Source organism: Candidatus Soleaferrea massiliensis AP7 (genome assembly GCF_000820765.1).
GTDB lineage: Bacteria > Bacillota > Clostridia > Oscillospirales > Ruminococcaceae > Soleaferrea > Soleaferrea massiliensis.
The window spans coordinates 59,150-71,566 of record NZ_CCYH01000004.1; the positions used below are offsets into that span (position 1 = coordinate 59,150).

Below are 12,417 nucleotides of genomic sequence, written 5' to 3' on the forward strand. Positions count from 1 at the left end.
CACTGTAATTTATCAGTGTTATTGATATCCACTCAAATGGATACGTACTTTAATACCAGAGCCTGTATCTGTCAATGACAAAAGCGCGGCAGCTGAAGCAATTCCAAGCAATTTCGGCGCCGCATGATGTTTCACCATGCAGAAGGCATATGATTCAGGGAAAGCAAAACAGCCAGAATGACAGAAAATCATCACGATTTTTGAACTACCCCTTGACCTTACCACAGTGTCATGGTGTATGATACAGACAGAACCGGTTCAGAATCCATCAAAAAAGGAGATACAAGATGTTCACCATCGGCGAATTTGCGCGGCTCGGACAGGTATCGGCCCGGATGCTGCGCCACTACGATCAAATCGGCCTGTTCAGCCCTGCGCTGGTCGGCGAAAACGGCTACCGGCTTTACGATGTCTCGCAACTCGCGACGCTCGAAAAGATTGAGACGCTGAAAGGCTACGGCTTCACGCTCAGTGAGATTTCCGGCCTGCTGCCGCTGTCCGGCGGCCAGTTAGCGCTGCGCATCCATCAAAAGCGCATCGCCGCCTATGATCAGCTCAACGAACTGCGCAGGACGCTGCGCCGCATGGAGGACGACATCTTTCGAATGGAGGGAAAGAACTTGGCAATGGAACATTATCATGTGATTTTGATGAACAGCCCGGCACAGCGGGTCTTCAGCATCCGCAAACGGATCAATATCGGACAGGTGGGAGAATTGTTCGACGAGCTGCTTGAGGAGATGAAGAAGCGCGGCCTTGTCCGCACCGGCGCCTGCCAGATGCTGTACCACGGAGAGGAATTCTCCTACGACGACATGGACGCCGAAGCGCAGGTGCAGGTTTCGGGAGAGCATCCCGACGTCAAGGAGGTGCCGGAGATGCTCTGCGCCGCCACCACCCACATCGGTCCGTACGACACGGTCAAATACGCGTATGAGGCGATTGGGAACTGGATGCGGGAGCATCCCCAGTATCAGGTCTGCGCGCCGGCCATCGAGCGGTATTTGAAGGATGTGGATGAGGTGAACGCCCCCGAAGAGCTGGAGACGGGCATCCTGTTCCCGGTCAAAAAAATAGACGGATAGGCCCCTTCGGCGGAAAGCAGTCTAATCATTTGTTTTTAGAGCGCTGTAGAACCGCTGTTTCCTCCTGAGCATGCAGAAAAGCTTGCGGTAACGGTCAGGAAGCTTATGCGGATGCGATTTCAATAAACGGCAAAGGCTTGGACTGCCTGTTTCCCGTGTTCTTCGGCCTGAGAAGGCTTGGACTGCCCGTTTTCCGTGTTCTTCGGCCTGTAAAGACTGGACAGCCCGTTTCCCGTGTTCTTCGGTCTGCAAAGGCTTGGACTGCCGCGCCTCGTGTCCTTCGGTTTGAGAAGGATTGGACTCCTGTTCCCGGCATCCTTCGGCCTGCATAGGCCTGACCGGAATCATCACCCGTGAAAAGATAATCGAATCCCCCCAAAAAAATCCCCGATGCACCCGGATGCATCGGGGATTTTTGCTGTCTTGGCCTGTCAGATGGCATAAAAACTTTGAAAAAGCCAAATCTTAACTTGACAATGGACGGATTCATAGTATGATACTTAATAGGAAAGGATTCCTCACGGGATTTTTTCATCACAAAAGAGATGGAGATTGAATGCAATGAATATTCTGATAGTGGGATGCGGCAAGGTTGGCGCCAGCCTGGCGGGCATACTCGACCAGCAGCGCCATGCCGTTTCAATTGTGGACCGCCATGAAAGCAGCTTTGAGCGGCTGGACGACGATTTTTCGGGTCTTACCGTCGCGGGCGTGGAGATCGACCAGGATGTGCTGAAATCCGCCGGCATCGAGGCGTGCGACGCGCTTGCGGCAGTCACCAGCGACGACAACGTCAACATCATGGTGTCGCAGGTCGCCAAGCTGATCTTCAAGGTGCCGAAGGTTCTGGCGCGCATCTATGACCCGGCGCGCGAGGATATCTTTTCGAGCTTCGGCATCGACACGCTCTGCCCGACCAACCTGACGGTCGCGACCATCTGCTCGGTCTTTGCGGGCGTACAGCGCACCAGCAAGATCGTCCCGATCGGCTCCTCCAACATCCAGATGACCACGACGCCTGTCCCGGAGGAGCTTGTGGGGCTGCACATATCGGAAATCGAGCTGCCCGAAGACGTCAGCCTGTTCGGTGTCATGCATGAGAATGACAAGGTGACCTTGTCGGGGACCTACAACATCAAGCTGAAGGAGACCGATTACCTGATGATCAACCGCGTGGTGGATTGACACAATGCGTATCATCGTATAGAAAGTGGGATGTAACATGATTGTCATCGTGGTGGGCGGCGGCAAGGTTGGATTTTATCTTGCGCGCACGCTGATTGAACACGGGCATGAGCCCCGTATTATAGAAAAGGATAAGGCCTGCTGCCGGATGATCGCCAACAGCCTGGATATTCCGATCATCTGCGGAGACGGCACCTATATCGATGTGCTGGCCGGCGCCGGCATCGACGACGCGGATGCGCTGATCAGCGTGACCGGTAAGGATGAGGATAACCTGATCACCTGCCAGCTGGCAAAGCGGCGGTTCCATGTCCAGAAAACCGTTGCGAAGATCAACAACCCGAAAAACGCCGGCGTCATGAAGCAGCTCGGCGTGGATATCCCGATCAGCAGCACCGACAACATCGCGCGGCTGCTGGAACGGGAGGTGGACACCGCGCTGATCAAGCAGCTGATTGCGTTTGACCGCGGGGATACGTCGCTCAATGAGTTTGAGATTCCGATCCCGTATAAGCGCAGCGGCATCAAGCTCAGCGAGATGAAGCTGCCGGAGGATATCGCGGTTGTCAGCATCATCCGGGACAACGAGCTGATCATCCCGCGCGGCAACACGCAGATCTTTGCCGGGGATAAGATTATGGTCGTATGTAAAAACAAAGCGCTGCACCGGATCGCGCCGGCTTTCGGCGTGGATGATCAGATCAGCAGATAGAGCAGCGCCAAGATCATCTTCTTGTCGGCGCCGTCGTTGAGCAGGATTAAGATCATCACCAGCAGCATGGCCTTTTCGCTGTCGAGCCCGAACCGGTCGAGAACGCCCTTTAAAAAGGTGCTCGGTTCAAATTCCGGCTCGTCGTTTTCCGTGTTGTTTTCATCGCAGGCTTCCTCCTCGTGAGGGGGCCTTTTTTGCGTTTCATCCTCCTGCGGCGCATGCGGATGCCTGTTCTGCCCGTCCTGATGCTGTGGATTCTGCTGCCAGCCTCCGGGGCCTTGGCGCTCATCGGGGTGGTTCCCGTTCCCGCTGCGGTGCTGCGTGTCGCCCGCGTTCTGTTGCCGGGAATTGCCCGTGTTCTGGTGCTGCCGGTTCTGCTGGTTTGTGCCGTTCGCGTGCGGGCTGTGCTGATGGTCGTTGTCTGTGTTCTGACGCTGCCGGTTCTGCTGAGAGGAACCGCGTGTGTTCTGCGCGCCCGCGTCGCCCCGCATGTTCTGGCTGCTGGCGCGCTGCATCTCCTTGACCCTGCGGATCGCGTCCTGCTGCATGCGCATCATATCGTCATAGGAATAGTTGTTGGAATTCGCCATAGATATCCTGCCTTTTCTCCGGCGGTTCTTTTGTTTTAAAGTGGAAAAAGGCTGCCGTCCAAAGCCGCCGGGGAATGGAGCGGCAGCCGTCAGCGTCAACCGAGCAGGTTGTTCAGCAGACCGGATCTCGTAATCATCGGCAGTATGTTTACCAGCTGCAGCATACGGATGGCCTTGTCGATCTTGGCCTGCGTCTCCACACGCAGCAGCGGCCGGATCGCGCGCAGCATTCTGGTGCTCTGGTTCTCCTGGCGCATAGCCGAAATCGCCTTTTGAATGCCCATGATCATGTTGAGATCGATGTTTGGAAGAAGACCGTCTCCCTGGGCCGGGCCATGCTGCTTTGGCGATGGGGAGCCAAGGGAGGAGAGCATGCCGGCAAGGCCGGAAAGGTCAAGGCCCCCGCCGCTCTGCCCCCCCGCGCTCTGGCCGGAGAGCAGACCCGAAAGAGCCGCCATGTTCGGCCCGCCGCTCTTGCCGGCGCCGTTCTGGCTGGAAAGCATGCCGGCGAGCGCCGACAGGTCGAGGCCGCCGCCTTGCGCGCCGCCGTTCGACTGCGGCTGCGCGTTCTGGCCGTTCTGGCTGGAGAACTTGCCCGCGAGCGCCGACAAGTCGAGCCCGCCGCTTTGCGCGCCGCTGTTTGCCTGGGGCTGTGCATTCTGGCCGTTCAGGCCGGAAAACATGCCGGCGAGCGCCGACAGATCGAGCCCGCCGCCGCTTTGCGCGCCGGAATCCGACTGGGGCGGTGCATCCGAAGCGTTCATGCCGGAAAGCATGCCTGCGAGCGCGGAGAGGTCGGGCATCGAGCCGGAACTGCCGGGTGTATCTGAATTGCCGCCGGAAGGCGCGTTCTGTCCGGATAACATATTTGAAAGCGCCGCCGGAAGCGAACCTGCATCAGATGCGGAAGAATCCGAACCGCTGTTTCCCGCCAGCATGCTGGCAAGGTTCTGCAGACTCTGCTGGCCCTGCTCGCTGTTCAGGATTTCTGAAAGCTTGGAAGAGAGGTCATCCATACCGCATTACTCCTAAAGGGTTTCATCCTGGGCTCAGCAGCGTTCCGCTTTCCGCCCAGGGCCATTATTTCTTCTTTCCACCGAACAGACCGCCGACCTGGTCGTCGCTGTTCATCATCTTTTTGACCTGATCGACATTCTTCTGGTCTTTGAGCAGGTCGTTGTATTTGCCGCTCTGAATTTCATTCTGCAGCTGTTCCGGAGAGACGCCAAGCTGTTTGCTGGCCATCTGGAACAATTTGTTGATCTGATCTGGAGAGAATGAATTTGCCATATGCGAGCCATCCCATCTCCGGCGCGCTTGTATTTGAAAGGCCGGCCCCGTTCCCGCCGGCAGAACGGGGACCAAAGCTCCCTGTCTTGTGTGGGCGTTTCGCCGTTTTGCGACGTCGGACAGCCAGGTATGTCACAATTCGGCCTGTTTGTCCCCAGGTTTGCGCAAATAACGGCGTTTCCGTAATAATTTTTATGAAAAACAGGGAGAAGATATACCATTCCCCGTGGGTTTTATGGTATAATACCATCATATGAAAAAAGGGGAAGTAGTGTCAAAGGATTATGGAAACGATCAGAATTCTGGTGTTCTCAGATACGCATCTGCAGATTTTCGGCATGCAGCGGGCAATCGAACTGCATCGGGATGTTCAGCGCGTCATCCATCTGGGCGACTGCACGCAGGATATCGACGACATGAAGGCGCTGTATCCGGACAGGGCGTTCTACGCCGTGCATGGAAACTGCGACCTGTTCAGCAATTATCCGTCCGAAGACAGCCTGGTGGTCGCGGGCAGGAAGATTGTCTTTGCGCACGGGCATCTTTTACAGGTCAAATACGGCCTGCAGAAGCTCAAGAAGCACGCCCGGCAGGAAGGCGCCGACATCATGCTGTACGGGCACACCCATGTCGCCCATACGGAATATGACGATGGACTTTATATCATGAACCCCGGGTCCTTGAGCCAGCCGCGCCGCGGCAGGCCGAGCTACGGGATTATCGACATTCTGGAACACGGCATTGTCACCAATGTCGCGGTTTTACAAAACGATTGAGAAATGGCCCAGATGCCTGTGTGGTAACGGGATCCCGCGGCCGGGTTGGAAAAAACAAGGGGGAAAACAGAATGCCGGGACTCATTGGTCTGCAGACACAGCTGCTTGGAAAGAATTTTATCTACCTGGAGCAGGTTGACTCCACCAACAACTACATCAAGGAACACGCCCAGTCCCTTCCCGACGGCACGCTGGTCATTGCCGGCCGCCAGTATGCGGGACGCGGGGCCGGGAAGCATACCTGGGCAGACGGGCAGGACAGCATGCTGGCGATGTCCTTCCTCATCAAGAACATCGAGCTGTCGTACATGCCGCAGCTTCCGCTCATCACCGGTCTTGCGGTCGCGCGGGCGCTCACCGAGGCGACCGGCGGGAATTTTCGCATCAAATGGGCGAACGATGTGCTGTATGAGTCCAAAAAGCTCTGTGGTATTTTATGCGAAAGCCAGATTTTTGGTGACGAGGTGTTTGCGGTCTGCGGCATCGGCATCAACATCGGGCAGGATCAGGCGTTTTTTGATCGGGCCGGGTTGCCGTATGCGACCAGCCTGAAACTTGGCTTTGGCAGGGAATACAGCGCCTATTCCGTGGCGGCGCTGGTGATGAACCATTTTGAGCCGCTGTATGAGCGGCTTTCCAGCGTCGGGTTCGATGCGCTGCGCAACGAATACATCAAGAGCTGCTTCACGGTCGGCAAGCAGATTCGCATCCTGTCGCCGGAGGGACAGCTCGAAGGGCTTGCTTTAACCATCGACAGCGACGGAAGTCTTGTCTGCAACATCGACGGGAAGATTGTCAATATCCGTGCGGGCGAGGCGTCGGTTCGCGGGCTGTATGGGTATCAATGATATATTTCTAAAGCCGGCAGCTGTTTTTACGCGAAGCTTTGCCGGGACTTTGCCGGAAGGCATCGTCCGGCTGCCGTTTTGTTTTCATGAATCGGAAAGGCTGCGCCGCGGGACCGGCGGGTTCCTTTTTCTTGCCGGATAAGCCTTGGCAAGGTGGCAGTACCTCTTTTGCGTGGCCAAAAGAGGTACCAGAAAAGGCCATTCAAGGGGGCTGCGCCCCCTTAAAAATCCCCCAATTACGCAGTTTTCTGCATATTGGGTTGTTTCTGCTTCTGGATGACGGCAGGGCGCACGCCATGGATCTGTGCAGAGACAGCGCGAAGCATGGTGCCTTTTTGGCATTTAGTGCCGTCGCGGTCTGCGTACTGTCTTGTCATAGGAACAGTTCTCGTTTAGCCTCATTGTTTCCGCCACGCTATGGTGGGCTGGATGCTCTCCTTTTGAAATGAGAGAACGGGAAGCTTTGCGTTTTTCATAAGGCATTCTTTCATATATCAGGCGGTCAAAAAACGATGCGTAACGATTGCCACAGCATCTAGCGGTGAGGCAATCAGCTACGGCGTTCTTTGACTGATGAATGATTTACATTGCAGCTGCGGGAATTGGGGTACCGATAAAGACTGTCGCAAATAGTGTTAGCGTCCGCTGCTAGCTGTTCCCAACCACTCAGCCCAAAGCCAAACGCCGTCCGCAGACGGCCAAAGCAGATGAAAATACACCATAGGGGGATTTTCAAGGGGGGCCACCACCTGCGGTGGGGCGCCCGGCTACGCCGCTCTTTTGGCTGCGTTGTTGTGGTTCGTTGGTCATAGGCTCTTTTCTTATTTCAGTGACGCGTAGCGCGTGCGCCAGCGCAGCTGGCCCCCTTGAACGGCCTTTCTTGGTTACTTCTTTGGCCGGCAAAGAAGTAACTGCCACCCTGCCAAGACGTCTTGGCAAACCAAGTAAAACCGCCGCGCCACGGTGGTACAAAAGCCACCCTGCCAAGGCGTCTTGGCAACCAAAGCCAGACCGCTGAGATACAGCTTTCACATTTTTGACAGCTTGAATATATTCACAGATGTTTTAAAACAGGTTTTGTAAATCGGCATGCAGTCTACAGGGCAATCAGTTTGAAATGAAGGCCGAAAGGCCAGAAGATAGATGGGAGTGTAGGACTATGCAGGAATTCAACAAGATGAAAATACACATCGCCGGCAGCGATTACACCATCAGTACGCCGGAGGATGAAGAATATGTGCAGCGTTTGGCAAAACAGCTGGACAACCATCTGACCACGCTGCTTAAAAAGAGCGACCATGTCAACATCACCGCCGGATTGGCGGTGCTTGCGCTGAGTTATCTCGACGACTATACCAAGACGGTGGAAAACGCCATGCATATGCGCCAGAAGATGAAGACCTACATAGAGGACACCGCGCGCACACGGATGGAAATCGATGAACTGAAACGGGAAATCGAATCGCTGAAGCGCGAAAACGAACGGCTGAAATCCAAGGGGAATCTGTAATAGATGGATACTGCTTGGCTGGCGGGATGACAGATGCGGCCTATTCGTACACGGTGTCGGCTGATTCATGGAGCGGACCTGTGCGGGACTGCGGATGATCAGCCTGTTAAAATCAAAAGAATGGAGAACCCCATGAATCAATTAGAAATACTCGCGCCCTGCGGCGGGATGGAAAGCGTACAGGCGGCCGTTCACTGCGGCGCCGATGCGGTCTATCTCGGCGCGAAGGAGCTTAACGCGCGCCGCAACGCCGCGAATTTTGATGAAGCGGAGCTGAACGAAGCGGCGGCGTACTGCCATCTGAACGGCGTGAAGGTTTATCTGACGCTCAACACCGTACTGCTGGATTCGGAATTCGAACTGGCCGGGGAGGTGCTGCGAAGCGCCTGTGCGGCCGGCATCGACGCCGTGATTGTCGATGACCTGGGCCTGGTACGCTTCGTCAAGGAACACGCGCCGAATCTGCGGCTGCACGCGTCGACGCAGATGAGCATCCACAACCTCGAAGGCGTGCGGATGCTCGAAGAACTCGGCTTTCATCGGGTGGTGCTTGCGCGTGAGCTGAGCCTGGATGAAATCCGCCGGATTGCAGAGCATACGTCGGTGGAGCTGGAGGTATTTGTGCACGGCGCGCTGTGCATGTGCGTCTCCGGCCAGTGCTATCTGAGTTCGATGATCGGCCAGAGAAGCGGGAACCGCGGGCTTTGCGCGCAGCCCTGCCGGCTGAAATTCTCAAACGGCGGGAATGAAAACGCCCTTTCCTTAAAGGATCTTTCCCTGATCGATCATATCCCGGCGTTGCGGGACGCGGGGGTGACATCCATTAAAATAGAGGGACGCATGAAGCGGCCCGAATATGTCGCGGCGGCCGTCAAGGCCTGCCACAATGCGCGGGAAGGCATGGTGGACTTCACCTTGACCGACCAGCTTTCCGATGTCTTTTCCCGCAGCGGCTTCACCGACGGATATCTGACCGGCAAGCGGGGACCGCAGATGTTCGGCATCCGCCGCAAGGAGGATGTTCTCAACATGACCGGCGTTTTAAAGGAGCTTGGCCGTCTGGCCGCGAAGGAGACGCCGCGCGTCGGCGTGTCCTTTGCGTTTACATTGAAGGCGGGACAGCCCGCCGTGCTGTGCGCGGCCGATGCGGATGGAAATCGCGCGTCGGCGGCCGGCGATATTCCGGAAAAAGCCCTCAACAAGCCGACCGACGCCGCGCTCGTCGAAAAGAGCCTGCAGAAGACCGGCGGCACGCCGTTCTATCCGGAAAACATCGACTGCGACATCGATGAGGGGCTTGTGCTGAGCATCTCGAAGATCAATCTGCTGCGCCGCGCGGTGCTCGAGGATCTGATGAACCAGCGGTCGGCCGTGCATCAGGCCGAATACCGTCCATCCGGACAGGCTTCGTGGCCGTCCATACAGGATGCTCCTGAAGAACGCCCAAAGGAAGCCTTTCATTGGCGTGCGCGGTATGACCGGTTTGAACAGGTTTCGGCATCCGCTTTGGAGCAGCTGGGATATTTCAGCCTCCCGTTGAGCGAATGTGTGCGCCTGTTTCTGTCTGAGGATATGACGAATGAAGCCGAACGGTTCGGCCTGCCGGATATGCGGGCATTTCTGGATGCGTACCGGGACCAACTGATCATCGAGCTGCCGCGCGGGATGTTCGGCGGCAATCAGATCATCATGGGACAACTGGAAAAGCTGCGGGAACGCGGAATAACGCATCTGCTGGCGCACAACCTCGGCGCTGTCTGGATTGGCAGGGAGCTGAATTACAGGCTTCACGGCGGCTTTGGGCTGAATGTCACAAACGCCCGCTCGCTGGAAGTATACCGGCGGCTGGGACTTGAAGATATGACGCTGTCATTCGAGCTGTCGATGCTGCAGATTTCCGCGATGGAAAAACATCTGCCGGCTGGCATTCTCTGCTATGGGCATCTGCCGATGATGCTCACGCGCAACTGCCCGATCCAAACCGCCATGGGATGTAAGGACTGCGGACGGAAATTCCGGCCGCTGGTGGACCGCATGGGAAATGAATTCCCGGTCGCCTGTGAAAACACCTGCGCCGAGCTTTACAACCATCTGCCGCTGTATATTGCCGAGCAGCCCGAACGGTTTGAGCCGCTCGCATTTGCGACGCTCTATTTCACCAAAGAGGACCGTGCGCGGTGTGATGAGCTGATCTCGATGCATCTGGAGCATCGGAAGACCGACCAGCCTGCAACCAAGGGCCTTTATTACCGCGGCGTGCTTTGATCGCGGCTTTACCGGCCTGTATGCCGTTCGCACATAAACATCATGTGCCTGAAACAGCTATTTTGATGAAAAATAAAACGGTGCCAAAGCGGGCCGTTTCTATAGAGAGGGAATCCATATGCCAAAACGAACTGTTCTGATCCGCAAACTGACCGGCAAAGCGGTACTGCCGGTGAAAGCGACATCCGGCAGCGCGGGATATGATTTGTCCGCCGCCATCGATGAACCGGTGACGATTCAGCCGGGAGAGATCCGCAAAATCTCAACGGGACTTGCCATCCAGCTTCCCGGCGACGATCTGGTCGCGATGATCTATGCGCGCAGCGGGCTTTCGGTAAAGCACGGCATCACGCTGCCAAACTGCGTCGGGGTCATCGACAGCGATTACCGCGGCGAGCTGCTTGTCGCGCTGATCAATCTGTCGAAGGAGCCGTATACCATCCAGCCGTCCGAGCGGATTGCGCAGCTGCTGGTCATGCCGCTTGCCCCGGTTGAACTGATGGAAGCGGAGACGCTCGATGAAACCCGGCGAAGTGAAGGCGGGTTTGGCTCCACCGGCAGATAAATTTCGAGTTTTCAACATGATCCTCCGGAGAATGTTGAAAAAGATCGATTGCCTGCGGGATGATTGGAAATGCATGGCATCAGGAAGCTTTCAGGATAACATTTTCTGAAACAAAGAAGCGACATCCATGAAGCCGAACGGCAGATGGAACGCAAGACAGAACATCGGCGGTTATTTTCAACAGCAGGAGCACCCAATGAATCCGGGTGCTCTTTTTTACGGGTTATTTCAGTTTAAAGCCCATGCCGATACCTTCAGACTGGAACCGCCGTGTGATCTTTTCGATGCGCTCAGTGTCCGATAAATTGGTTTTGCGGATGGTGTCTTTGACAAACAATAAAAGCGTATAGCATTTGCTCTCGGTCATATTGCAGAGCCTGTCCGTATCAAGATTGGTAAAGGTCATCTGAACTTCGCACTCTCTCAAAATATCCATAAACAATTCTTTGTATAAATCCATGTTGATCCCTCCATGATTATGTAATGCCAGAAATCCTGCCAAACAGCTCACAGCCTGCTTTTTCATGCTATAATAATCCTGAGGTGATTACTAGTGGCCTATGAGAGAATCCGACAGCTCAGGGAAGACAGCGACCGAACCCAACGGCAGATAGCAAACCTGTTGTATGTCAGCCAGCAGACCTATAGCAGCTATGAAAATGGCGTCAGCACGCCGTCGCCCGATATTCTGATTGCATTGGCGAAGATCCACCGCACCAGCGTCGACTACATTCTTGGTCTGACCGATGACCCCAGGCCCCCTGAGCGTTCGAAGCGTAAATAAGGCGGATAAATCTGGTCAGGCTTGTTGGGATAAATCAGTATATATTGAAACTTCGCGGCTGCGTTCAGGCAGCGGGGGAAAGTATAAGAGGAGCTGCATCCCTTCAGCGGGGATGCAGCTCCTCTTATTTATGATACTGTTATTTTACACCAAACAAGCGATGGTCCAACCCGGTCTTTTCCAGCACATAAAGCAGGATGAGACCCAGTACATAGCACGGTACAAGCTGTCCCAGCCCGACCTGCAGCATGTTGACAGCGAAAATGCCGAGGTTGAAGTCGGGGGAAAGCGCGATGGTCAGTTCCGTGCCGATGATGACGGCGTTCACAAGGATCGGCGGAAGGGGCGCTAAAATCGGGATGCCCTTCACACGCACCTTTCGAAGCTGCCGGGTCATCAGCGCCGCCGCCAGCGTCGCGAGACTGCCGGCAAGGATGTCGACCGGCCCTAAGATGTTCGTGCCGAGCAGCACGCCGAAGCTGTTGGAGATCATACAGCCGACCGTAACGCCCCACACCGCCGACATCGACAGCACTGGAAGCAGCGTGAACGCCTCCGAAACGCGCATCTGGAGCGGGCCGAAGGCCATCGGGGCCAGCACCAGCGTCAGCGTGGCGTACAGCGCGGCGATCACAGCGGCCACCACAATGTTTGCCAGTTTCTGATTTCTCTTCATATTCAGTTTTCCTTTCGTAGTGTGTTTTATAGTCAGGAACTTGCGACTGACTGTTCCAAAAAATCGGAACGGGTCATATTATAGCACAATTTGTCCCGGATGTACAGCACACAAAGAAAGAAAATAAGCGG

General features: G+C 55.6%; 14 protein-coding genes. 9 read left to right on the forward strand and 5 right to left on the reverse strand.

The window, feature by feature from the left end; translation table 11 throughout:
* Positions 1-287: 287 nt before the first annotated feature.
* From BN348_RS00555 to BN348_RS00565, 3 genes are all read left to right on the forward strand, one after another.
* Positions 288-1,085: a MerR family transcriptional regulator gene (locus BN348_RS00555; RefSeq protein WP_040195530.1), complete on the forward strand. Its 798-nt coding sequence runs from the start codon at positions 288-290 to the stop codon at positions 1,083-1,085.
* 561 nt (positions 1,086-1,646) lie between these two features.
* Positions 1,647-2,270 carry a potassium channel family protein gene (locus BN348_RS00560; protein ID WP_040195531.1) on the forward strand — a complete coding sequence of 208 codons (624 nt, stop codon included), beginning with the start codon at positions 1,647-1,649 and terminating at the stop codon, positions 2,268-2,270.
* 37 nt (positions 2,271-2,307) lie between these two features.
* The gene (locus BN348_RS00565; RefSeq protein WP_040195533.1) at positions 2,308-2,982 is read left to right on the forward strand and encodes a potassium channel family protein; all 675 of its coding nucleotides are present in this window, start codon (positions 2,308-2,310) and stop codon (positions 2,980-2,982) included.
* Here BN348_RS00565 and BN348_RS00570 read toward each other — a convergent pair.
* The 3 genes from BN348_RS00570 to BN348_RS00580 form a co-directional block, all read right to left on the reverse strand.
* The gene (locus BN348_RS00570; RefSeq protein WP_040195534.1) at positions 2,967-3,572 is read right to left on the reverse strand and encodes a hypothetical protein; all 606 of its coding nucleotides are present in this window, start codon (positions 3,570-3,572) and stop codon (positions 2,967-2,969) included. The two genes, BN348_RS00565 and BN348_RS00570, sit on opposite strands and share 16 nt — an antisense overlap.
* Positions 3,573-3,667: 95 nt before the next feature.
* The gene (locus BN348_RS12780; protein ID WP_052446584.1) at positions 3,668-4,588 is read right to left on the reverse strand and encodes a hypothetical protein; all 921 of its coding nucleotides are present in this window, start codon (positions 4,586-4,588) and stop codon (positions 3,668-3,670) included.
* 64 nt (positions 4,589-4,652) lie between these two features.
* Positions 4,653-4,862, reverse strand: a complete 210-nt coding sequence (locus tag BN348_RS00580; protein ID WP_040195535.1) for a hypothetical protein — start codon at positions 4,860-4,862, stop codon at positions 4,653-4,655.
* Positions 4,863-5,146: 284 nt separating this feature from the next.
* On the opposite strand from BN348_RS00580, the gene BN348_RS00585 reads away from it, so the two are divergent.
* From BN348_RS00585 to dut, 5 genes are all read left to right on the forward strand, one after another.
* A complete protein-coding gene (locus tag BN348_RS00585) occupies positions 5,147-5,638 on the forward strand; it encodes a metallophosphoesterase (protein WP_052446585.1) in 492 nt (163 codons plus the stop codon).
* Between the two features lie 71 nt (positions 5,639-5,709).
* The gene (locus BN348_RS00590) at positions 5,710-6,486 is read left to right on the forward strand and encodes a biotin--[acetyl-CoA-carboxylase] ligase (protein ID WP_040195536.1); all 777 of its coding nucleotides are present in this window, start codon (positions 5,710-5,712) and stop codon (positions 6,484-6,486) included.
* A 1,159-nt stretch (positions 6,487-7,645) separates the two neighbouring features.
* The gene (locus BN348_RS00600) at positions 7,646-7,996 is read left to right on the forward strand and encodes a cell division protein ZapA (RefSeq protein WP_040195538.1); all 351 of its coding nucleotides are present in this window, start codon (positions 7,646-7,648) and stop codon (positions 7,994-7,996) included.
* A 132-nt stretch (positions 7,997-8,128) separates the two neighbouring features.
* On the forward strand, positions 8,129-10,261 hold the full coding sequence (locus tag BN348_RS00605; protein ID WP_040195539.1) for a U32 family peptidase: 2,133 nt from the start codon (positions 8,129-8,131) through the stop codon (positions 10,259-10,261).
* 118 nt (positions 10,262-10,379) lie between these two features.
* Complete coding sequence (dut, locus tag BN348_RS00610; RefSeq protein WP_040195540.1) at positions 10,380-10,826, forward strand: dUTP diphosphatase; 447 nt, start codon at positions 10,380-10,382, stop codon at positions 10,824-10,826.
* Between the two features lie 223 nt (positions 10,827-11,049).
* On the opposite strand, the gene BN348_RS00615 is transcribed toward dut, so the two are convergent.
* Entirely contained in the window at positions 11,050-11,286 is a 237-nt protein-coding gene (locus BN348_RS00615; protein ID WP_040195541.1) for a hypothetical protein, read from the reverse strand.
* Between the two features lie 93 nt (positions 11,287-11,379).
* Here BN348_RS00615 and BN348_RS00620 point away from each other — a divergent pair, with 93 nt between their 5' ends.
* Entirely contained in the window at positions 11,380-11,610 is a 231-nt protein-coding gene (locus BN348_RS00620; protein ID WP_040195542.1) for a helix-turn-helix domain-containing protein, read from the forward strand.
* Positions 11,611-11,749: 139 nt separating this feature from the next.
* Here the strand turns inward: BN348_RS00620 and BN348_RS00625 are convergent, their stop codons facing one another.
* Positions 11,750-12,286 (reverse strand): QueT transporter family protein, encoded by a 537-nt coding sequence (locus BN348_RS00625; RefSeq protein ID WP_040195544.1) that lies wholly within the window; start codon positions 12,284-12,286, stop codon positions 11,750-11,752.
* Between the last annotated feature and the right edge of the window lie 131 nt (positions 12,287-12,417).